This window comes from Streptomyces sp. NPDC048258, assembly GCF_043201995.1.
GTDB lineage: Bacteria > Actinomycetota > Actinomycetes > Streptomycetales > Streptomycetaceae > Streptomyces.
This window is the reverse complement of the sequence record NZ_JBICZH010000009.1, coordinates 22,660-44,314: the sequence shown is the minus strand read 5'-3', so window position 1 is coordinate 44,314 and position 21,655 is coordinate 22,660. Positions and strand designations below refer to the sequence as shown.

At 74.8% G+C, this 21,655-nt stretch carries 19 protein-coding genes; 8 read left to right on the top strand and 11 right to left on the bottom strand.

Annotation, left to right across the window (positions count from 1 at the left end; all coding sequences use genetic code 11):
• Positions 1-108: 108 nt before the first annotated feature.
• Positions 109-657 (bottom strand): ATP-binding protein, encoded by a 549-nt coding sequence (locus ACGFYQ_RS21075; protein ID WP_393746025.1) that lies wholly within the window; start codon positions 655-657, stop codon positions 109-111.
• A gap of 198 nt (positions 658-855) precedes the next feature.
• Here ACGFYQ_RS21075 and ACGFYQ_RS21070 point away from each other — a divergent pair, with 198 nt between their 5' ends.
• Positions 856-1,992 carry a PLP-dependent cysteine synthase family protein gene (locus ACGFYQ_RS21070; RefSeq protein WP_393746023.1) on the top strand — a complete coding sequence of 379 codons (1,137 nt, stop codon included), beginning with the start codon at positions 856-858 and terminating at the stop codon, positions 1,990-1,992.
• Positions 1,993-2,036: 44 nt separating this feature from the next.
• Here the strand turns inward: ACGFYQ_RS21070 and ACGFYQ_RS21065 are convergent, their stop codons facing one another.
• Entirely contained in the window at positions 2,037-2,528 is a 492-nt protein-coding gene (locus ACGFYQ_RS21065; protein WP_393746021.1) for an SRPBCC family protein, read from the bottom strand.
• Between the two features lie 97 nt (positions 2,529-2,625).
• Here ACGFYQ_RS21065 and ACGFYQ_RS21060 point away from each other — a divergent pair, with 97 nt between their 5' ends.
• Positions 2,626-5,187, top strand: a complete 2,562-nt coding sequence (locus ACGFYQ_RS21060) for a hypothetical protein (protein ID WP_393746019.1) — start codon at positions 2,626-2,628, stop codon at positions 5,185-5,187.
• On the opposite strand, the gene ACGFYQ_RS21055 is transcribed toward ACGFYQ_RS21060, so the two are convergent.
• The 5 genes from ACGFYQ_RS21055 to ACGFYQ_RS21035 all read right to left on the bottom strand — a co-directional run bounded on the left by ACGFYQ_RS21055 (position 5,138) and on the right by ACGFYQ_RS21035 (position 11,515).
• Positions 5,138-7,612 (bottom strand): right-handed parallel beta-helix repeat-containing protein, encoded by a 2,475-nt coding sequence (locus tag ACGFYQ_RS21055; RefSeq protein ID WP_393746017.1) that lies wholly within the window; start codon positions 7,610-7,612, stop codon positions 5,138-5,140. The genes ACGFYQ_RS21060 and ACGFYQ_RS21055 overlap by 50 nt on opposite strands.
• Positions 7,613-7,714: 102 nt before the next feature.
• On the bottom strand, positions 7,715-8,314 hold the full coding sequence (locus ACGFYQ_RS21050; RefSeq protein WP_393746015.1) for a hypothetical protein: 600 nt from the start codon (positions 8,312-8,314) through the stop codon (positions 7,715-7,717).
• Between the two features lie 387 nt (positions 8,315-8,701).
• Positions 8,702-9,526, bottom strand: a complete 825-nt coding sequence (locus ACGFYQ_RS21045) for an MOSC domain-containing protein (protein ID WP_393746014.1) — start codon at positions 9,524-9,526, stop codon at positions 8,702-8,704.
• 56 nt (positions 9,527-9,582) lie between these two features.
• Positions 9,583-10,089, bottom strand: coding sequence for a DUF6643 family protein (locus ACGFYQ_RS21040; protein WP_393746012.1), 507 nt, complete (start codon positions 10,087-10,089; stop codon positions 9,583-9,585).
• A 247-nt stretch (positions 10,090-10,336) separates the two neighbouring features.
• Positions 10,337-11,515: a glycosyltransferase gene (locus tag ACGFYQ_RS21035; protein WP_393746010.1), complete on the bottom strand. Its 1,179-nt coding sequence runs from the start codon at positions 11,513-11,515 to the stop codon at positions 10,337-10,339.
• A 940-nt stretch (positions 11,516-12,455) separates the two neighbouring features.
• On the opposite strand from ACGFYQ_RS21035, the gene ACGFYQ_RS21030 reads away from it, so the two are divergent.
• Positions 12,456-13,247 (top strand): glutamate racemase, encoded by a 792-nt coding sequence (locus tag ACGFYQ_RS21030; RefSeq protein WP_393746008.1) that lies wholly within the window; start codon positions 12,456-12,458, stop codon positions 13,245-13,247.
• Positions 13,248-13,250: 3 nt separating this feature from the next.
• Here ACGFYQ_RS21030 and ACGFYQ_RS21025 read toward each other — a convergent pair whose 3' ends face one another.
• On the bottom strand, positions 13,251-14,177 hold the full coding sequence (locus tag ACGFYQ_RS21025) for an ADP-ribosylglycohydrolase family protein (RefSeq protein WP_393746006.1): 927 nt from the start codon (positions 14,175-14,177) through the stop codon (positions 13,251-13,253).
• The gene (locus ACGFYQ_RS21020; protein WP_393746004.1) at positions 14,174-14,764 is read right to left on the bottom strand and encodes a TetR/AcrR family transcriptional regulator; all 591 of its coding nucleotides are present in this window, start codon (positions 14,762-14,764) and stop codon (positions 14,174-14,176) included. The genes ACGFYQ_RS21025 and ACGFYQ_RS21020 overlap by 4 nt, the downstream gene beginning before the upstream one ends.
• Before the next feature lie 111 nt (positions 14,765-14,875).
• Between ACGFYQ_RS21020 and ACGFYQ_RS21015 the strand changes: the two genes are divergently transcribed.
• On the top strand, positions 14,876-15,955 hold the full coding sequence (locus ACGFYQ_RS21015; RefSeq protein ID WP_393746002.1) for an FAD-dependent oxidoreductase: 1,080 nt from the start codon (positions 14,876-14,878) through the stop codon (positions 15,953-15,955).
• A gap of 120 nt (positions 15,956-16,075) precedes the next feature.
• On the opposite strand, the gene ACGFYQ_RS21010 is transcribed toward ACGFYQ_RS21015, so the two are convergent.
• A complete protein-coding gene (locus ACGFYQ_RS21010; RefSeq protein WP_393746000.1) occupies positions 16,076-16,258 on the bottom strand; it encodes a VOC family protein in 183 nt (60 codons plus the stop codon).
• Positions 16,259-16,407: 149 nt separating this feature from the next.
• On the opposite strand from ACGFYQ_RS21010, the gene ACGFYQ_RS21005 reads away from it, so the two are divergent.
• The 3 genes from ACGFYQ_RS21005 to ACGFYQ_RS20995 are packed head-to-tail and all read left to right on the top strand — an operon-like array spanning position 16,408 to position 19,147.
• Positions 16,408-16,923 (top strand): hypothetical protein, encoded by a 516-nt coding sequence (locus ACGFYQ_RS21005; RefSeq protein ID WP_393745998.1) that lies wholly within the window; start codon positions 16,408-16,410, stop codon positions 16,921-16,923.
• Between the two features lie 43 nt (positions 16,924-16,966).
• Positions 16,967-18,583 carry an apolipoprotein N-acyltransferase gene (gene lnt, locus ACGFYQ_RS21000; protein WP_393745996.1) on the top strand — a complete coding sequence of 539 codons (1,617 nt, stop codon included), beginning with the start codon at positions 16,967-16,969 and terminating at the stop codon, positions 18,581-18,583.
• 36 nt (positions 18,584-18,619) lie between these two features.
• Complete coding sequence (locus ACGFYQ_RS20995) at positions 18,620-19,147, top strand: NUDIX domain-containing protein (RefSeq protein WP_393745994.1); 528 nt, start codon at positions 18,620-18,622, stop codon at positions 19,145-19,147.
• An 80-nt stretch (positions 19,148-19,227) separates the two neighbouring features.
• Here the strand turns inward: ACGFYQ_RS20995 and ACGFYQ_RS20990 are convergent, their stop codons facing one another.
• Complete coding sequence (locus tag ACGFYQ_RS20990) at positions 19,228-19,992, bottom strand: trypsin-like serine peptidase (RefSeq protein WP_393745992.1); 765 nt, start codon at positions 19,990-19,992, stop codon at positions 19,228-19,230.
• Positions 19,993-20,257: 265 nt separating this feature from the next.
• On the opposite strand from ACGFYQ_RS20990, the gene ACGFYQ_RS20985 reads away from it, so the two are divergent.
• A complete protein-coding gene (locus ACGFYQ_RS20985) occupies positions 20,258-21,547 on the top strand; it encodes an ATP-binding protein (protein ID WP_393745990.1) in 1,290 nt (429 codons plus the stop codon).
• Positions 21,548-21,655: the final 108 nt, after the last annotated feature.

The following is a 21,655-nucleotide window of genomic DNA, read 5'->3' as shown; positions in this document are numbered from 1 at the left end:
GGCCGGCTGCGGCTGGGTCCCCCCATCCGGCCGGGCCGCCCCCGGCCATCCCGGCCCCGCCTGGCCGCACTGGTCGGGGCCCCGGGTCGCGGCTCCCGCCGCCGTGCGCTACCCGGGCGTGACGCCGACCGACGCCGGTACCGACAGGCCTGTCGAGACGGCCACCGGGTCCACGGCGACGATCGCGGTCCGGGCGGGTTCTCGTACGGGCTTGGTCCGGATCCGTACCGGATGCGCCGGAGCCGGCGGCGCGGGGGCCGCCGTGAGCGAGAACCACACCACCTTGCCCGGACCGTCCGGCTGGTGCCGGGCACCCCAGGCCTCGCTGACCGCCTCCACGAGCGCGAGTCCGCGCCCGCAGGTCTCCAGTGAGTCCGCCTCTCCCGCCCGGAGCACCGGGAGCCGCGGATCGCTGTCGATGACCGAGACCGTGAGCCGCCCGAGGCGGAACTCGATCTCGACGGTGCAGGTCTTGTCCGGTTGCGCGTGGCGGTGGACGTTGCTCAGCAGTTCCGTCACGCCGAGCGCGGCCCGGTCGATGAGCGGATCGAGCTGCCAGTGGCGCAACTGCGCAGAAACGATTCTGCGGATCTGACCTATGCGCGACGGCAGCGCCTGCAGTTCGACGACGCAGTGCCTGCGGGAATGACTGATCACGGCTGCGACTCCCCGACATGAGTGTTACGGGTGCTGCACCCTCGGTAATGCTCCACCAGGGTCACCCACGGTGCTCCACAGTGCAACCGAACGCGATCGAAAGCGATTCGCATGGAACCCCAAAGTGACTGTTTGTGCAGGTGGGGGAGGTACATTGCGAAAGCAGGGGGCGAATACACGCACAAAGGAGCACGGCGCATGAGCACCACCGGTACCAGCGGTACGACTGCCACGACCATCGACGTCGACCGCAGCGACGCGGATTACCGCGCTTGGCTCAAGGAGGCCGTCCGCAAGGTCCAGGCGGACGCCAACCGCTCCGCGGACACCCACCTGCTGCGCTTCCCGCTCCCCGAGGCCTGGGGCATCGACCTCTACCTCAAGGACGAGTCCACGCACCCGACGGGCTCCCTCAAGCACCGTCTCGCCCGCTCGCTGTTCCTCTACGCCCTCTGCAACGGCTGGATCCGCCCAGGCCGCCCGGTCATCGAGGCCTCGTCCGGCTCCACCGCCGTGTCCGAGGCGTACTTCGCCAAGCTGATCGGCGTCCCGTTCATCGCGGTCATGCCGCGCACGACCAGCCCGGAGAAGTGCCGCCTCATCGAATTCCACGGCGGCGAATGCCACTTCGTGGACGACTCGATGAAGATGTACGAGGAGTCGGCGGAGTTGGCCGCCCGCACCGGCGGCCACTACATGGACCAGTTCACGTACGCGGAGCGGGCCACCGACTGGCGCGGCAACAACAACATCGCGGAATCGATGTACCAGCAGCTGCGGCTGGAACGTTTCCCCGAGCCCGCCTGGATCGTGGCCACCGCCGGCACCGGCGGCACCTCCGCGACCATCGCGCGGTACGTGCACTACATGCAGCACGACACCCGCATCTGTGTCCCGGACCCGGAGAACTCCTGTTTCTTCGACGGCTGGACCCTGGGCGACCCGCACGCGAGCAGCGATTGCGGCTCGCGCATCGAGGGCATCGGCCGGCCGCGCATGGAGCCGAGCTTCGTACCGGGCGCCATCGACCGGATGATGAAGGTCCCGGACGCGGCGAGCGTCGCCGCCTGCCGCGCGCTGGAGACGGCCATAGGGCGCAAGGCGGGCGGCTCGACCGGCACCGGCCTGTGGAGCGCGCTGAAGATCATCTCGGAGATGGTGGCCGAGGGCCGTACGGGCAGTGTCGTCACCCTGCTGTGCGACCCGGGCGACCGCTACCTGGACAAGTACTACTCCGACGCGTGGCTGGCCGCGCAGGGGCTCGACATCGCCCCGTACGCGCAGACGATCGAGACGCTGCTGACCACGGGCGTCTGGCGCGAGCCCGCGGCCTGACCGCGCCGCGCCGGCCCGGGCGCACCGGGTGACGGGACGGGCGGCTACTGATCCGCCCGGCGCCGTACGGTGAGGCGACCGTCGAGCGTACGGACCGCCGTGCGGAAGGAGTGGCCCAGGCCCGGGCGGGCGGCGGCGAGGGCCAGCCGGAAGGCGGCCGGCCCGTCCGCGGCGAAGGTCCACCGGACGTGGGTGCCCGAGCCGGCGGGGGTCAGCCGCCACTCCTCCAGCAGGGCGCGGATTCCCGGGGCGTTGGTTTCGTCGACCCGGTACGCGTAACGCTGTTCGGGGTCCGCGGCCATGATCGTCTCCTGGAAGCGCACCCCGCCCATCAGCTTGACCTCGCGCCCCGCGCCGCCGTGTGTGGGGCGGGCCAGGGTGACCGCCCTGAACCACCGCGGCCAGCCCTCCACCTCCTCCGCCAGTGCCGCGTACACGGCCTCGGGCGCGGCCGCGGCCCGCGCGGCGAAGACCAGCCGCACCGGCGCGTCCTCGATGAAGTCCAGCCCCACCGGGCGGAGTCGGCGCAGAGCCATGGCGTTACCCCCTGGGGCGGTGGACGGAAGGCGGGTGCGGAACACGGGTGTGGAACACGAGTGCGGCGCGGCGTCACCATAATTGACCATCGGTCAGATGTCTTCCCCGGGCCCCGAAACCCGCGGCGCGGGGGCTGGGCAGGCGGCAGGCGGCGCGGGATGCTGGAGCCGCGCCGATCACGCCCCGCGAGCGGAGGCCACCTTGCCGGAAGCCCCCAGCCCCGAACCGCCCCTGGCTCCCGAACCGCGCCTCGTTGCCGAACCGCCCCCGGCCCCCGAACCGCCGCTCGCCCTCGAACTCCTGGTCCACGGAGTCGCCGGCGCCGCCCCCGCCGAGCTGCTCGGCGACCCGCGTACGGTGCGCGTCACCGGCGACTCCACCGCGGCAGTCTTCCGCCGCACCGAGGACGCCGACGCCGAAGCCCACCCCGGGCGCTACCGGGGACGGCCCGTCCCCGAGGCCTACTGCTGGTCCCGGCTCACCTCCGGCAACGGCGCCCGCGCGCTGTGGCTGCTGCTCCTGCCCTTCATGGTGGCCAACCTCGCCCACTGGGCCCGCCCGCCCACGCCCGCCGCCGACCCCGCGCCCCGCACGGTGCGCACGTACGGGGTGCTCGTACGGATCCTCGCGCTCAGCCTGACCGTGCTGCTGATCGCGGCCGCCTGCGAGGTCGCGCTCGACCTGTTCGCCTGGCAGTGCGCGGGCTCCGGCAGCTGCACCGGCCGCCGTACCTGGCTCCGGTTCCTCGAGCCCGGCGGCGGCTGGTGGGCCCGGCCCGGGCGCCGGCTCGCCCTCGCGGCGCTGGTCCCCGCCGCGCTGACCGGGCTGCTCTGGTTCCTGTCGAACCGCACGTGGAGCGCCTACGAATCCCAGCCGCCGCCCGCCGGCGCCGCCGACCCGGACACCGCGTCGGACACCGCGCCCGCGCTCGGCCGTCCCGGATTCTGGTACGGGCGACGGCTCGTGGCCCGGCTGCGCGCCGCGCACACCGCTGCCGGGCTGCTCACCGTGGCCGCGGCCGTCGCCGCACCCACCGCCCGTTACGACCGCCGCGCCGGTTCGCCCGTACTCGAAGTCCTGGGCTGGGCGGCCCAGTCGCTGCTCGTCGCCGGGGGACTCACCGTGGCCTGGGTCGTCTGCCGGCGCGGCCGCACCGAGGCCCGGGCCGACCACCGGCTCGACCGGGCCGCCGTCACCCTGCTGCCCGGCGCCGCCCTCGCCCTCCTCGCCGCCGTCCTCCTGTACGCCTGTTGGCCGCGCCCCGGCTGGACCTCCGCCGGGCGGCTCCCCGGGGACTTCGCCTTCGGGGTCCTCATGCTGGGCCAGGGCGTCTGCGTGCTCGCCCTCACCGGCGTCGCCGCGTACCTCCACCGCCGGGCCCCCGACCCGGCCGCCGCCCTGCACGGCCTCGGCGGGCCCGCCGTCGCCATGCTCGGCTGCGCGCTCGGCGGGGTGATGTCCGGCGGGGTCGCCCAGCGCGTCGCCGACTGGCTGGACGGGGGAGCCACCCCGGGGATGGCCGGGGCGCCGCTGCCCGGGCCGCCCGTACTGCTGTCCTGGCAGGCCGCCGTGCTGCCCCCGCTGCTCCTCGTACTGGCCCTGCTCGCCGCCTGGTTCGCGGGGCGCGGAGCCCGGGCCCGGCGCCGGCTCGCGGCGACGGTCGCCGCCGAGTACCCGGGGGAGGCGCCGGACCAGGCCCGCAGTCGCCGGATCGCCGGGGCCCGGGCCGCCGCCGCCCTCACCGACTCCGCCCCGTGGTTCGTGGCGGCCGTCTCCGGGATCACCCTGCTGCTCGGCGCGGGCGCGCTCGCCGGAGCCTGGATCAGCGGGCGGGTACCGGGCGAGGCGGCCCGCGGCACCGGGTCGCTCCTGGAGAGCGCCGCGCGCGCCGCCCAGGACACCGGGTCCTGGCTCATCGGCTTCGGCTTCGTCCTCTTCGTCACCTGGGGCCGCCGCGCCTACCGGGACCCCGCCGCCCGCCGCACCATCGGCATCCTGTGGGACGTCGGCACCTTCTGGCCGCGCGCCGCCCACCCGTTCGCGCCGCCCTGCTACGCCGAGCGCGCCGTCCCCGACCTGACCTGGCGGATGACCGGCTGGACCGGCCGCACCGGCGGCCGCCTGGTGATCTCCGGCCACTCCCAGGGCAGCGTGCTCGCCGCGGCCGCCGTCTGGCAACTGCCGCCGCCCGTCCGCCGCAGGGTCGCCCTGCTCACGTACGGCTCCCCGCTCGGCCGCCTCTACGGCCGCTGGTTCCCCGCCTACTTCGGCCCCGGCCCGCTCACCGCGCTGCACCGGGAGGTCGACTGCTGGCGCAACCTGTGGCGGGCCACGGACCCCATCGGCGGCCCCGTGCTGCCCGGCACCCGGGAGGGCGTGGACCGCGGACCGCTGGCCGACCCGCTCGCCTACGGCCGCAGCGCCGGCCACCCGCTGCCCGCGCCGATCCTCGGCCACTCCGACTACCAGGCCGATCCGGCCTTCGCCGCCGAACGCGACGCCCTGCTCGCGCGCCTGGGCGCGGCGGCACGGGCCTCGGAGCCCCGTCCTGGGGGTCCCTCAGGACGGAGTCCGGGGGAGGTGGCCGGGGGGGTGCCGGGTCAGCGCCTCAGCAAGGCGCGGGCTGTCCCGGCAGATCCGCCGGGAACAGCAGGGTGAGCTCGTCCTTGCTCGGCTCCGACAGCTGGGCCACCCGCCCCGCGTGCCGCTCCACCATCGACTCGAAGGTCTGGCGCGCGGTGCGGCCGTTGCCGAAGGCCGGTCCCTTGGGCAGCTCCGTGAAGTACGTCAGCAGCGCCTCGGCGGTGCCCTCTCCGAGCCGGTACTCGTGCTCCTCCGCCTGCTGTTCCACGATCCGCAGCAGTTCCTCGGGCCCGTAGTCGCCGAAGGTGATGGTCCGGGAGAACCGAGAAGCCACTCCGGGGTTCACGGTGAGGAAACGGTCCATCTCCGCCGTGTACCCGGCGACGATCACCACCACCGCCTCGCGGTGGTCCTCCATCAGCTTGACCAGGGTGTCGATCGCCTCGCGGCCGAAGTCCCGGCCCGAGTCCTCCGGCGCCAGCGCGTACGCCTCGTCGATGAACAGCACCCCGCCACGCGCCCGGTCGAAGGCCTCTTGCGTACGGATCGCGGTGGATCCGATGTGCTCGCCGACCAGGTCCACGCGGGACACCTCGACCAGATGCCCGCGCTCCAGCACCCCGAGGGAGGCGAGGATCTCCCCGTACAGCCGGGCGACCGTGGTCTTGCCCGTGCCGGGGGAGCCGGTGAAGACGAGGTGCCGACGCACCGACGCGGCCTTGAGGCCCGCCTGTTGCCGCCGCCGGCCCACCTCGATCATGTCGGTGAGCGCGCGCACCTCGCGCTTGACGCTGTCGAGGCCGACCAGTGCGTCGAGCTGGCCCAGCACCTCCCCCGAGCCCCGGGCCGCCGCAGCGGTCGGCGCGGTCGCGGTCGCCGTCGCCACCCCGCCGTCCGGCCGGTCGGCGGGCCGCGCCGCCGGTACCTCCGCCGCCCGGAGTACGGGGCTCTGCCCGGCCGCGACCGTACGGACCCCCGCGTGCGCCCCGGCGAACGAGCCGCCCGAGGCCGCCCGGGCCGCCGGCCGGGCGGCGGACTCGTCGCCGGTGCAGTCCTCGGCGACCGGCCCGTCCTCCGGGAACTCGTAACCCCCGCGCGCACAGCGCTCGGTGTGACAGCGCGCCAGGGTGGTGCGGCAGCCGTCGAGGATGTGGAAGCCGAAGCCGGAACTGCCCGTCACACGGCAGGCCGTGAAGGTGCCGCGGCCGCCCGCCGACACATAGAACCCGGCCTCGGCGGGGGAGGTGACCGTGCACCGCTCCAGGGTGGGGTCGGCGCCCTTCGTGACGATCACGCCGGTCTGTACCGCGTCGATGGTGCAGTTGGCGAGGGTGCCCCCGCTGCCGTGGTCGCGGAACCAGGCCCCGGTGGCCGCCTCGCGGATCCGGCAGTCGTCGAGCTGCGCGGTGGCCCCGTCGCTCACCGACACCGCGGTGTTGCGCACCTGGGACAGATCGCTGTCGACCACGTCGACGCGCGAACCCCGGTCCAGTACGAACAGCGCGTCCGGCACGTCGTGGACCCGGCAGGAGTCGAGCGAGACGGCGGCCCCGTCACTGATCCACACCGCCGGATAGTCGCCGGTGCTGTCGTGGATCTCGCAGGAATCGGCGTCGACCCTGGTCCCCGGGTCCCACACCGACAGCCCGTTGCGGCCGAAGCGGCGGACCGTGGTGCGGCTGAGCGTGAGTACCGAACGGGACCGCAGGTCGACCGCGTTCTCCGGGATGTCGTGGATGTCGCAGCCGGCCAGGGTGAGCACCGCGTCGGTGTCGAGGGTGACCCCGTCGGCCGTGGTGCGGTGCACCGCGCAGTCCGTGAGCCGGGCCGTGGCGCGGGCCGCGATCTGCACACCGGTGCCCTTGATCTCGTAGACCTCGCAGCCCAGCGCCTCCAGGCCCGAACCCTCGCCCGTGACCCCGATGCCCGCGCCCGTGGCGTGGTGGATCCGGCAGCGCTCCAGCCGGGGGCGGGCGCCGCCGCGCACCGAGATCCCGGTCTGCCCGGCGGCCAGGACCTCGCACTCCTCGAACACTCCGCCGCCGCCGTCCAGTACGGCGATCCCGACGCCGCTCGGATTCTCCACCGTGCACCGCCGTACCAGGGGCCGGGCCCCGGTGCCGCGAACCTCGATGCCGGCCGCGGACCGCGTGCTCACCCGCAGATCGGTGAGCTCGGGCGCGCCGTCCTCCACGAGCAGCGCGGGAGCGGCCCGGTCCTGGCCCTCCAGGTGCAGGTCCTGGACCACGGCCGAGGCGCGCACGGTCAGTGCGACCCCGTCGAGCGGGGCGATCCGCACCGACCCCAGCCCGCCCTCCGGCCCGCGCAGGGTGACGGCATGGTGCAGCACCAGGTTCTCCCGGTAGGTGCCGGGGGAGATGGACAGCACGTCCCCGTCGCCCGCGACGGCCAGAGCCGCCGCCAGCGTCGGATACTCACCGGAGCGGCGCCGCCATCGCGAAGCCCCGCCGTGCGTCACCTGGACCGTGCCCTGAGCCATGGTGCTGTCGTGCCCCCACCCTCGTACTCGCCGCGCCGCCGATGCGGACGGTCTGGTCTGGCCGGTCCACCGTAGCGCGCGCGGGGCCGGTGAGTTGCCAGGTCAACTGCCCGCGCCCGCCCGGCCCCAGTCCGGCCCGGCCGCCGCCCACGCGCGGTCCAGCCGTATGTACCGCCGATGCATGAGCCGCCGTACGACCAGCCGGCGGACCGTCTCGACCAGTACGGCGGCCGCCATCGCCGCTGCCAGGCCCGCCACCCCCGCGTGGACGGCGGCCGAGGACGGGTCGAGCGGCTGCCCCACCAGCCGGCCGTGCGCATCGGTCCATATCCGGAACCGCTCGCCGGGGCGCGGCGGTTCCTCCGCGGCCGGCACCGTGCCCTCGTGGCTGCTGCCGTCGGGAGCGGTCCACGAGGCCACGATCTGCGTACGGTGCGGGGCCGTCTGCTGCGTGGAGGGATCGGCGGACCCGTCCGCCGCCGACTCCGGGGCCGGCCGGACCACCACCGCCGGAACGAGATGCCGCTCCTGCCGCTGCTCGCGCGCGGCCCGCTGCAGCGTCCCGTCCACCTGTACACCCGCGACCCAGCCGATGGCCGGAGCCACCAGCAGGACGCACACCAGCGCGGCGAACGCCACCCACGCCTCGAAGAGATCGGTCGGCCGGCGCAGCGGATTGCGCCGCCAACGCCACACACCCATTGCTGTCCACACGGTCCGGCACCCCCTTTGCCTCCGTCTGCCTGCGCGTCCAAGCCTTCCGCATGCCCCGGGGACGCGCATTCCGGGACGCGCGGGACCTGTGTCACCCGATCCGGTGCTGATTCCCGGCGCTGGTCATGCGCCGGTCGCCTGTGCCGAACCTCGCGGGTTTCCACCTGTCCTGACTGCTCCAACGGCGTGGTCGCACCGGTTGGTTCCAGCCCGGGGCCGGAGCCCCTCGAAGGTGTCATTCCGGCGGCCTTTCGAGGCTCCGAGGCCGCACGACAGGTCATTCGCGACAGGTCATTCGCGACAGGTCATTCGCGACGGGTCATTCCTGCCAGGTCGTTCGGGACACGTCGTTCCCGCCGGGTCGTTCGCGGCGCGTCATTCCAGGATTCGGACCTCGTCGCCGACGCGCACCGTACCCAGCCGCACCGGCACCAGCTGCCGCCCGAACGCCAGCGACTTCCCGATCCGCCGGTGCACGGCCAGGGTCTTCAGCGGCTCCTTGCCCCGTTCCGCCGTCCGCTGGTCGGTGGTGGTGATGACGCACCGCCCGCACTCCCGGACCCCGCGGAAGACGGCGTCGCCGATCGCGATGCGCCGCCAGCCGTCCTCGGCCCAGGCCTCGGCCCCGGAGACCACCACATTGGGGCGGAACCGGTTCATCGGCAGCGGGCCCTCCTGCGGATGGTCCCCTCGCGCGATCAGCGCGTTGAGCGCGTCGAGCGAGGCCAGGGTCGTGATCAGCAGCGGATAGGCGTCGGCCAGGCTCACCGTCTCGCCCGGCAGCGCGTAGTCCGGATCCACGGGCCGCCGTACGGCCGGATCGTCCAGGTGCACCAGCCGCGCCGGCACCCCGAGGTACGCGCTGAACCAGTCGGCCGCGGCGCTCGCCGCGACCACGGTCTCGACCTTCTTCCCGAACAGCACGACCGGCTCCAGCGGCCCCGGTCCGGGCAGCTCCACGACCAGTTCCGCCATGCCGGGCGCCGACACCGCGATCCGGCCGCCGCCCGCCGGACGGGCCGCGGCCAAGGCCAGCCGCGGCTGCTGACGTTGGGTTATGACCGTTCCCCCGGAGTCGACCAGCGCCCACCGCCGGTCCCCGGACAGCCCCCAGGGCTCCACGGCCACCTCGTCGGGAGCGGTCCCCGCTACCGATTTGACGGGATGGACGTGAAGCGCCTGGACATACAAGTTCGACATGGGGGGCATCCTGCCAGCCGCCCCCTCCACCGCCCCAGCGGATTGATGCTCCTCCGTCAGTAGCCGCGCCCCTGGTACGGGCGGCCGTACGGGTCCTCGTACGAGGCGGCAGGCACCGGCGCGGGAGCCTGCATCGGACGCGGCGCGGCCGGGCGCATGGCCTCGTACCCGGTGGCCGCGGCGACCGGACGGGGCTGTTGCGGCTGGGGCTGCGGCATGTATCCCGTGCGGGCCGCCATCGGCTGCTGCTGCGGGATGTAGGGGGCGGGCGCGTTCTGCAGCGGCATCGGCTGCGGTGCGCCCTGCTGCTGGTACGGGTAGCCGTACGCGGGGGACTGCTGCTGCGGCATCGCCGGCGGCAGCGCCGGCAGCGACGACGCGAGGGCCGGCAGGTACCCACCGCTCGAATACCCGGCGCTCGGGGAGTCGTAGGCGGCCGGGACGCGGATCGGGGCGATCTGCGGAGTGCCGCGTTCGGCGACGAGGGAGTCGTAGATGGGGGTGTCCGGGAAGGAGGGCGCGGAGTAGTAACCGCCGCCATAAGTGGAGCGGGGGGAGGTCATGGGACCTAAGTTAAGCCCACGACTTCACGGGGTCCATAGCGAGGTGCTCCGAACACCGCCCTGACCTGCATATTCGCAGGTCAGGGCCACAGCTTTCACTTGGCGTTCACGTGCACGATTTCGCCACTTCCACCCCAGCTTGTTCCCACTCGTACTCACCGGTTGTGCACTGCACCGACTTGGTGCTGACGCAGCGTCACAAGCCGGTGACCTCGGATGACGCTGTTTCGGGCAGCAGTTCGCCGTTTCAGGCGTCGCTGGGCCGGGCATAGGTTCGGCCCTTCCACGCCGCGCCGCGCCCCCGGTAGTGCTGAACGGCCGAGTCGACGGTCATCAGGAGGTACAGCAGCGCGGTGAACGGAAGCAGCGGCGCGAGCGCGGCGGGCTGCCCGTAGTAGCGGAGCATCGGGAGGTAGGTGCCGGCCATCAGCAGCCAGGCGAGGCCCCCGGCCCCGGCGATCGCCGGGTGCCCGGTCGCGAGCCCCGCGAGGAGGGCGGCCGGGGGCACGAGGTAGACGAGCGCCAGGCCCGCGACCGTCCCGGCGAGCAGGAGGGGCTGGTGGCGCAGTTGGGCGTAGGCGCTGCGCGAGACCATCCGCCACAGGTCGCCGAGCACGGGGTACGGGCGCACGCTGTCGACCCGCTCCGCCAGCCCGAGCCAGATCCGGCCGCCGGAGCGCTGGACCGCGCGGGCGAGCGAGACGTCGTCGATGACGGCCTGGCGGATGACGTCGGGCACGCCGGCGCGCACGGCGGCATCGGTGCGCAGCAGGACGCAGCCGCCGGCGGCGGCCGCGGTACGGGCGGTGGGGCGGTTGATCCAGCGGAAGGGGTAGAGCTGGGCGAAGAAGTACACGAAGGCGGGTACCACGAGCCGCTCCCAGAGGCCGGCGACGCGGAGCCGGGCCATCTGGGAGACGAGGTCGAGGTCTGCGGAGGTCGCGGCGGCGACCAGCTCGCGGAGGCTGTCGGGCTCGTGCGCGATGTCCGCGTCGGTGAGGAGGAGGTAGTCGGGCTCGGTGGCGGGCGCGGTGCGGGCCAGCGCGATGCCGTGGCGCAGGGCCCAGAGCTTGCCGGTCCAGCCGGGGGCGGGGTCGCCGGGGGAGGTGACGGTGAGCGGGAGCCCGGGGTGCTCGCGGGCGAGGAGCCGGGCGAGGGCGCCGGTCCCGTCGGTACTGCCGTCGTCGACCAGGATGACCTCGGCTTCGCCGGGATAGTCCTGGGCGATGAGGGAGGGCAGGCTGCGGGGCAGCACCTCGGCCTCGTCCCGGGCCGGGACGACGATGGCGACGGAAGGCCAGCGGGCGGGGGCGGTGCGCGGGGGGAGGCGGACGTCGGTACGCCAGAACATGCCCTGGGCGAGGGTGAGCCAGAGCCAGGCGGCAAGGGAGGCGTAGGCCGCGCAGGCGGCGGTGAGGAGGCCCATGGCGGCAGTGTGCCGGGCCGCGCGGGGCGTGTCGCGCATCCGGCGGCCCCGGGTGCGGCGGGCCTCGCCGGCCGGGCCGCGGTCGCCGGCGCGCGCGCTGCCTTGCGGACAACGGGGTGGGGCCGGGGGCGCGGCGCGGCCGGGGCTGCGCTCGGGGCCTGTGGTGCGCGGCGCGGTGTGGGCGGCGGCTCGGGGCCGGCCGGCCCGGCGCCGGCCGGCCCGGCGGCGTCGCACCCGGGGACCGTCGCCGTTCCGTCCGCACCCGACGGTGCGGGCCCCGAGCTCACGGCCTTCCGGTGGCACATCGGCAGGCGGGGCGGGCAGGTTCGGCGGACGCGGCAGACCGGGCCGGGCCCGCTCCGGGAGGCCTTGGTGCCGGGGCACGGGAGGGTGTGGGTGGTCCGCGGCGCGGCGCGGCGCGAAGTGGAGTTGGTGAGCCGAGGCCGGCTGAACCGGCGCCGTCCCGACCGGGCCCGCGGCCTTCCGGCGGCACATCGGCAGGCGGGGCGGGCAGGTTCGGCGCGCGGCGGGCCCATGCGGGCGGGGCCCGCTCCGGGATGGCCTCGGTACCGGGCTGCGGTCGTCGTGGTCGGGGCCGGGCGCGTGGAGCGGGCGGGTCGCCGTCGGGGCCCGTGGTCCGCGGGGTGGGCGGGTGCACACCGCCCGGCTGCTGGACTCGGTGGAGCCGCGGGTCGATTCGGTCTGAACCGGACCGGTCCGCGAGGCCTGAGGCGTCGGGCGGGTGGTCGGTGGGGGCAGCGGGCCCAGCCCGGCCCGTCCCGCCCGGGCCCGTCGTCGTCCCGGCCGGGGCTGGTGTGTCCGCCGTGCCTGCCCGCTGGCGATGCGCTGCCGGGAAGCCGTGGGGTCGGGGACCGGGCGGGGAGGGTGTCGGGGGTTGGGGCGGGAGGGGTCCGGCGGGGGTGTCGACTAAGGTGGGCGGGTGAAGATCGCGCTCATGGACTCCGGAATCGGCCTCCTCGCGGCGGCCGCGGCGGTGCGGCGGCTGCGGCCGGACGCGGATCTGGTCGTGTCCAACGACCCCGACGGGATGCCCTGGGGGCCCCGGACCCCGGCCGACCTCACCGGGCGGGCCCTCGACGTCGCCCGGGCCGCCGCCGCGCACCGCCCCGACGCGCTGATCGTGGCCTGCAACACCGCCTCCGTGCACAGCCTGCCCACCCTGCGCGCAGAGCTGGAGCCGGGGATTCCGGTCATCGGGACCGTACCGGCGATCAAGCCCGCCGCGGCCGCCGGCGGGCGCGTGGCGATCTGGGCCACCCCCGCCACCACCGGCAGCCCGTACCAGCGCGGCCTGATCCGCGAGTTCGCCACCGGCGCCCGCGTCACCGAGGTGCCCTGCCCCGGGCTCGCCGACGCCGTCGAGGCCGCCGACGACGCCGCCGTGACGGCCGCCGTCGCCGCGGCCGCCGCCCTGACGCCTGCCGATGTCACCGACGTCGTGCTCGGCTGCACGCACTACGAGCTGGTCGAGGCAGCCATCCGAGCCGCCCTGACCGCCCGGACACAGGGCGCGGAGCTGGTGTTCCACGGATCCGCCGAGGCCGTCGCCGTCCAGGCGCTGCGCCGGATCGGTGCCCGCCCCGAGCCGGCTCTGCCCGCCACCGGCGGCCTGACCGTCCTGCGCAGCGGGCGCCTCGGGACCCTGCCCGCCGCCGCCCTCGGGTACGCCGAGGGGCGGCTGCTCGCGGGACAGGGCGCGGCCGTCGGCTGACCCTCAACAGGGCCCGGCCGACGCCAGCCGACGGGCCAGCCCGCGCAGATCGTCTGCGCTGAGGACCCGGCCCCCGAACCCGGGCAGCGGCACGTGCAGCGCGGCAGTCCAGTGCTCCGGGACCGACCGCTCCCCGTAGCGGGCCCCGGCAAGCGCTCCGGTCACCGCCGCCACGGTGTCGGTGTCCCCGCCCAGGTCCACGGCGGCCCGTACCGCCTCCGCGAATCCGCCGGTCGTCCGCAGCGCCCACACCGCCGAGCCGAGGCAGGGCCACACCGCCCCGTTGAACTCGGTGGCCAGGCCCGGGTGCCACGCGGGATCGAGTACACGCCCGTACCGCTCGCGGTGGTCCGGGTGGACCGCGGCGAGCGTCGCGGGCAGGGCGGCCAGCGGATCGGCGCCGTCCAGGGCCACGCGCACGAGCTCGTGCAGGACGGCCGTGCCCTCCCAGGCGGCCCGGTCGCCGTGGGTCAGCGCCGCGATCCGCCGGGCGGCGTCCATGGTCTCCTCGCGCCCGGCGCCCGCGAAGTAGACCGCCGAGGTGGCCGCGCGCATCAGCGAACCGTTGCCCGCCGCCCGGGCGTTGATCTGGAAGTGCAGGGCGGCCGCGAGGTCCCAGGGCTCGCCGTTCGTCAGTACGTCCTCCGTCTGGAGGCCGATGTCCTTCGGCTGACCGGCCGCCCACCGCTGGAACCGCCCGAAGACGTCCGGGAGTTCGAGGCCCCCGCGCTCCAGCAGGGACTCGCCGACCAGGACCGCCATCTGCGTGTCGTCCGTCGCCTCGCCCGGATCCCATCCGCCGCCGCCCCGCATCTCCTCGCCGCGCGCGCCGAGTTGCCCCGGCGGTCCGAACTCGTACGGCGCGCCCAGCGCGTCGCCCACCGCCGAGCCGAGTACGGCGCCCACGGCCCGGTCGAGTCGGGTGGTCACCGCGCCTCCTGGGCGCGTACGGAGGCCAGCAGATCGCGGGTGAAGAGGTCGAGGTCGTCCAGGCCGGCCGCCGCCAGGGTGGCCGGAGCGCCCGCCAGCAGGTGGGGGATCGCGCCGTGCAGGGCGAGGGTGAGCGCCCGCGCCTGCTCGGGCCCGGCCGGCAGTCCGGCCGCGCGCAGCAGGTGCGCGTGCGCCGCGAAGTCCGACGCCGCGATCGGGTCCAGCAGCGCGGCCAGCCAGGGCCGCCGGGTCGCCTCGGTCTGGAGCTCCAGATAGGCCAGTACGCGCGGCCGCCCGGGGCCGGCCACATCCCGCAGCAGCCCCGCGAGAAGCGCCGCGAGCTCCCGCGCGTCGGCCGGTCCGGGGCCGGCCCCCGCCAGGGCGGCGGCCAGTGCCCGGTACTGCTCCAGGCAGCGCTCGGCCACGGCCCGCAGCAGTGCGTCGCGGGTCGGGAAGTAGTTCTTGGCCGTGCCCGTGGGCACGGCGGCGGCCGCGTCGACGGCACGGTGCGTCAGTCCGCGCCCGCCCGCCTCGGCCAGTACGGCGATGGCCGCGTCCCGCAGCCGGTCCCTCCGGTCCTGATTCACGTTGCCAGCATAACCACGGCCGTGGTACCACAGATGTAGTACCACGGCTGTGGTGATCACCTGGTCGTGAGGACGGCGAGAAGTCGTGAGGACGGCGAGAAGGGGTTGGCCATGGCCAAGGGGACAGCGGCAGGCGCAAGGGCAGGCGAAACGGGAGCGGCCGTCGTGGTCGGGGCGGGCGTCGGCGGCCTCGCCACCGCCATCGGCCTGCGCCGCGCGGGCTGGACGGTGACCGTCGTGGAGGGCCGGGTCGCCCTCGAACGCTACGGAACGGCCTTCGGGATCCACCCCACCGCCCAGACCGCGCTCGACCGGCTGGGCCTAGGCGACGCGCTGCGGGCCCACGCCGTCCCGTACCGCGACGCCCGGATCCGGCGCCCCGACGGCAAGGTGCTGGCCGCTCTGCCGCTGGAACGGATCGAGCGCAAGGCGGGCCGTCCCGAACTGCTCATATCCCGGCCCCACCTGATCGACGCGCTGCTCGCCGAGCTCGGCCGGCTCGGCGGCGCGGAGATCACGTACGGACGCCGCCTCGCCGACCCGGCCGGTCTCCCGGCCGACCTCGTCGTCGGCGCCGACGGGATCAACAGCGTGGTCCGCACCGCGTACTTCGGCCGGCGCAGCGGCCCCCGGGAGATCGGCACGGTCGCCTGGATCGGCATCGCAGGATTCGAGACCGGCGTGTACGGCGAGACCTGGGGCGAGGGCCGCTTCTTCGGGATGACCCCCGTCGAGCCCGGCCGCACCAACTGGTACGCCACCGTCCCCGAGGCCACCACCGCCGACGAACTGCGGGACGCCTTCGCCGACTGGCACGACCCGGTCCCGCGCGTCCTGGCCGAGACGGACCCCGCGACCTGGATCCGGTACGAGATGCGCCACCTCCACCCGGCGCTGCCCGCCTTCGTCGCGGGCGGCCGGGTGGCCCTCGTCGGCGACGCCGCCCACGCCATGACCCCCAACCTCGGCCAGGGCGCCTGCACCGCCCTCCTCGACGCCGAGGCGCTGACCCGCGCCGTCGCCGCCGGCGGACCGGCCGGGCTGCCCGCCGCCCTGCGCGCGTACGACGCCGAGCGCCGCCGCAGCGCCCAGCGCGTCGCGTTCGCCTCCCGGAACCTGCACCGCTTCACGACCGGCCGCCGCCCGGCCCTGCGCGACGCGCTCGTCCGCCTGCTCCCGGGCGCCGGCTGAGGCCACGTCCGGGTGAGGCCACGTCCGGCCGAGACCCACGTCCGGCCGAGACCCACGTCCGGCCGAGACCCACGTCCGGCCGAGACCTGCGTCCGGGTGAGGCCTTCGTCCGGCCGAGACCTACGCCTCGGCGAGCCGGCGCTTCAGCTCCTCCTCGGAGACCTCCTCCAGGTGGGTCAGGAAGACCCACAGGTGCCCGGACGGATCCTGCAGGATGGCGGTCCGGTCGCCGTGGAACTGGTCCGCCGGCTCCTGCACCAGCTCCGCGCCGGCGGCCACGGCGACTGCCTGGTGAGTGGTCATACCGGGGACCGTAGAACCTCAAGTTTGGTTCAGGTCAAACGCGGGCAGACGCGCGATGCGGCGAGTCGTCGAAGCGGCGCAGCGAGCGAAGTGGGCGAAGCGGGTGAGAGGCGGTGGCGCGCATGCGGAACGTGAGTACGCTGCTACTCATGACGGGTCACCCTCCGGGTCCGCTCTGGACAGGCCGGGCCTCCAACCGCGCACAGTGGCTGCTCGCAGCCGCCGGTGCCGCCTGTCTGGCGCTCGGCATCGAGCTCGCCGTCGACAACGCCTGGACCTCTGGCATCGTCCCGCTGCTCATGTCCGTGATCGGCTGCCTCGCCGTGGGGCTCCTCATCCTCTACGGCACCCTCGCCTTCGTCCACGTGGCCGTCACCGTCGACTCCGAGGCCCTCGAAGTCCGTTGCGGCCACATCGGACTGCCGCGCCGCAAGATCAGGCTCGCGGACGTGACGTCCGCCGAGTTCATCCCCCGGATCACCCCCCAGCAATGGGGCGGCTGGGGCTACCGCTGGCGGCCCGAGAAGGGCACCGCGATCATCGTCCGACGCGGCGAGGGGCTGGAGGTGAGGCTCGGCGACGGGAAGCGCTTCACGGTCACCGTCGACGACGCCGAGAACGCCGTCTGGGTCATCCGCACCCACCTGAAGGCCCTCGCACGATAGTCGCTTACCGGCCCCCGGCGCGTGGGGACGTACACTCCGCCAGATGAGCAGCAGTGTCACCCGCGCGGCCGGGAACGAGCCCGCGCACCCCGTCGCCGGAGCCCGGACCGAAGTCGCGGAGCGCCCCGCCCCCACCCGGAAGCGGAAGGGCGCCGTGTTCGCGCGCGCCGTGCTCGCCGCCGTCGCCGGCGTGCTGCTCTACCTCAGCTTCCCGCCCCGCCCGCTGTGGTGGCTGGCCCCCCTCGCGCTCGCGCTGCTCGCCGGCTGCCTCCACGGCCGCCGCGCCCGGGCCGGCTTCGGCCTCGGGTTCCTCGCCGGGCTCGGCTTCCTGCTGCCGCTGCTCGTCTGGACCGGTGAGGAGGTCGGCCCGGTGCCGTGGCTGGCGCTGGCCGCCGTCGAAGCCCTCTTCATCGGACTCACCGGCCTCGGCATCGCCCTCGTCAGCCGGCTCCCGGCCTGGCCGCTGTTCGCCGCCGCCGTCTGGGTCGCGGGCGAGGCACTGCGCGCCCGGGCCCCCTTCGGCGGATTCCCCTGGGGCAAGCTCGCCTTCGGCCAGGCCGACGGCGTCTTCACCCCGCTCGCCGCCCTCGGCGGCACCCCGCTGCTCTCCTTCGCCGTGGCCCTCTGCGGATTCGGCCTCTACGAAGCGCTGCGCGTCGCCCTCGACCACCCCCGGCGCGCCACCGCAGCCCTGGCCGTGTTCACCGTCGTCGTCCCCATCGGCGCCGGCCTCGCCGCCCGGCCCCTCGTCTCCGACGCGGCCGAGGACGGCACCGCCGTGGCCGCCGTCATCCAGGGCAACGTGCCCCGCCTGGGCTTCGACTTCAACGCCCAGCGCCGCCAGGTCCTGGACAACCACGTCAACCGCACCATCCAGCTCGCCGAGGACGTCAAGGCCGGCCGCGCCCCGAAGCCCGACTTCGTCGTCTGGCCGGAGAACTCCTCCGACCTGGACCCGTACTCCCAGCCCGACGCGTACGAGGCCATCGACAGGGCGGTCAAGGCCATCGGCGTGCCCGTCGCCATCGGCGCCGTCGTGTCCCCCGAGACCGGCCCGCTGCGCAACACGATGATCCTGTGGGACCCGGTGGCCGGCCCCACCGCGACCTACGACAAGCGGAAGATCCAGCCCTTCGGCGAGCGCATCCCGATGCGCTCCTTCGTCCGGCTCTTCAGCTCGGACGTGGACCGGGTGCGCCGCGACTTCGGCCCCGGCAAGGACCCCGGCGTGTTCGACATGGACGGCAGCGGCGTCGGCATGGTCACCTGCTTCGAGGCCGCCTTCGACGACGCCGTCCGCTCCACCGTCCGGGACGGCGCCCAGGTGATCGCCGTACCCAGCAACAACGCCACCTTCGGCCGGACCCAGATGACCTACCAGCAGCTCGCCATGGACCGGGTCCGCGCCGTCGAGCACAGCCGTACCGTCCTCGTACCCGTCACCAGCGGGGTGAGCGCGGTGATCCGCCCCGACGGGACGATCGTGCGGCAGACGGAGATGTTCACCGCCGACGCGCTGGTCGCCGAGATCCCGCTGCGCTCCACCCGCACCCCGGCCACCGTCGTGGGGCCGCTGCCCGAGTACGCGCTGCTCGTCCTCGCCGCGGGCGGGATCGGCTGGATCCTGACCCGCCGGATTCGCGCCCGCCGGGTGGTCTGACGCGGGGCCGCCGCCCCGGCCTCGTAGGGTCGGGGGATGACCACACCCGATTTCATCCGCGAGATCCGCGCCACCGCCGGGCACCGGCTGCTCCTGCTGCCCGGGGTCACGGCCATCGTCCTCGACGACCGGGGCCGGGTGCTGCTCGGCCGGCGCTCCGACACCGGGCTGTGGTCCGTGGTCGGCGGGATCGCCGAGCCGGGGGAGCAGCCCGCCGAGACCGCCGTGCGCGAGGTGTACGAGGAGACGGCGGTGCGGTGTGTCCCCGAGCGGGTGGTCCTCGTCCAGATGCTGGAGCCGATCACCTACCCCAACGGCGACGTCTGCCAGTTCCAGGACATCACCTTCCGCTGCCGGGCGACCGGCGGCGAGGCCCGGGCGAACGACAGCGAGTCGCTGGAGGTGGCCTGGTTCGAGGTGGACGCGCTGCCCCCGCTGGAGCGCTTCGCCCTGGACCGCATCCACCGGGCCCTCCGCGACGAGCCGACCTGGTTCGAGCCGCCCGCCACCGAATTCGCCGCCGAGCTCGCCACGGACACGGACGGGCAGTCCGCCGATGCCTGAGCGCCTTCGGGAAGACCGCCCGGACGGCTTCGCGGAAGGTGCGCACACGCTGGAGCCGCGCTGAGGACGGTGGAGGGGCGTCAGCCCGCGTCCGACGCCTCGCGGTAGAGCTCCACCGCCTGGTCGCCCATCACCGCGCTGTACGAGACCTCCGGGACGGTGCCGCCGCCCTCGTGGCCGCCGAGGACACCGGCCAGTGCCCCGTCCACCAGCCAGGGGCTGCCGCTGGTGCCGCCGCTGAGGTCCGGGCAGTCGATGCGGCGCTGGGTGTCCGAGAACAGGGCCGTGGTGTTGGAGCAGCGCAGCGGGATCTCGTCGGTCCCCGGGTACCCGATGACCGTCACCGTGGCGTCGGCGGGCTGCAGGGCGGCGACCGGGAAGCCGCCCACGAGGTCCTCGACCGCACCGGACCGGCCGCCGTCCACCGGGGCGACCGTCGCGAAGGCGATGTCGTCGTCCGGGTTCTCGCCGTCCGTCCAGCCCCGGGCGACGTGGACACCGGTGACCTTCCACACGCCGTACGGGGCCTCGCCGTCCCGGTAGCCCGGCGCGAAGAAGGTGGTGTCCGGCTCCCCCAGGCAGTGCGCGGCGGTGGCGATCACATCGCGGTCGTCGCTCCGTACCACCGCGGCGGTGCAGAAGTGCCCGCCGTCGAGCCCGCCCGAGAAGAGTGCGCCGACCCGGTCCGCCGTGGCGCCGGGCAGGGCCTGAGCGGTGACGCCGAGCGGCGGCCGGGCCGCGGCGTCGGGCACGTCGACGCTGATCAACGCGGCCATGGCGGCCAGCGCCAGCAGGATCCTGGACGCCCGCCGCGCACGGGTGCGGCGGGCCGGTCGGGGGAGCATCCGGTGGATCATGTTCCGACCCTGCCCGCCGAACCTGTGTCCGGAGGGAGGTATTCCGTATGAATCCCCTGTGAATCCCGTGAACCCGATGTGAAACTCGGGCCACGGCCGGACAAGTTCCACGGCTCGGGGCGTAGTCGGAAGCCACCGGTCTATGGACGACCCGGACGGTTTCCGGACCGGGTGTTGTGCACTGCGGAGCGTGATCGTCCGGCCCGGCCGCCCCTAACCTCGCCGCAGGAGCACGAACGAGGGGCGGTACCCGGTGAACTGGCTCATCCACGACTACCGCGAGAGTGATCTCGCGGCGGTCGTCCATCTGATCGACACCACGGCGGAACTCGGCCAGGAGTCCGTCTTCTCGCTCGCCGAATGCATCAGCGCCCTCACCGGCCGGCAGCCCTGCGTGGTCGCCGTCCACCAGGGCGTCCCGATCGGCGCGGCCCTGGCCTGCGTCACCGGTGAGCGCGCCTGGGTGATGCGCATCGCGATCGCCGCGGGCTGGCGCGGCCGGGGCCTGGCCAGCGCCCTGCTCGTCGAGCTGGAGCGACGCCTCGTCGCCGCCCGCGTCGGCCGGATCGCGTACGTCCTGCCCGAGGAGGACCTGCTCGGCGAGGGCCTCCTCAACGCCGGATACACGCGGCAGCCGGCCGTCGCCTACTTCGAGAAGACCGAGCCGCTGCACGGACCGGCGGCCGGTCTCCTCGACGACCTCGGCGGCCGCTTCCTGCCCAGCGACCTGTGGGCCAAGGTCGCCGGCATGGAGAAGGAGAAGGACCTCATCGAGCGGCGCGTGGTGCTGCCGCTCGCCGAACCGGAGCGGGCCGCCTCGCACGGCGTGCGGCCGCCGCGCGCCATCACCCTCTTCGGACCCCCCGGCACCGGCAAGACCACCTTCGCCCGGGCCATCGCCTCCCGGCTCGGCTGGCCCTTCGTGGAACTGCTGCCCTCCCGCCTCGCCGACGAGGGCAACCTGGCCGCCGCGCTGCGCGACGCCTTCGCCCGAATAGCCGAGCTGGAGCGGGTCCTCGTCTTCATCGACGAGGTCGAGGAGATCGCGCCCGTACGCTCCGAGCCCGCGCAGCCCGGCGGGATCCACGGGGTGACCAACGAACTGCTCAAGCTGATCCCGGGCTTCCGGGAGGGCGACGAGCGGCTGCTGGTGTGCGCCACCAACTCCATCCGCTCCCTCGACCCGGCCTTCCTGCGGCCCGGGCGCTTCGACTACCTGATCCCGATCGGTACCCCGGACGCCGGGGCACGCGCCGCGATCTGGTCCCGCTACACGGCGGGGCGCGCGGACGTCGACGTATCGGCCCTGGTGGCGGCGACCGAGCTGTTCACACCGGCCGACATCGAGCACGCGGCGCGGATCGCGGCGCAGGTGTCCTTCGAACGGGACCTGGAGGCGGTGGGCGCGCGGGGCGCGGCGGCCGCGCAGCTCGGCGCGGGCACGGAGGACTACCTGGCGGCCGTCGCGCAGTGCCGGCCGACGGTGACCCCGGCGATGACGGGGGAGTTCGAGGCGGACATCACCGCGCACGCGCGGTTCTGAGCCGGCAGCCTCCTTGAGCTCCGTCCCCCGGTTGCGGCGGGGGACGGGTTGGTGTGGTGCCCGTTGGAGGAAGGCCCGCAGCCACTCCCCGAGCGGCTGCGGGCCTCC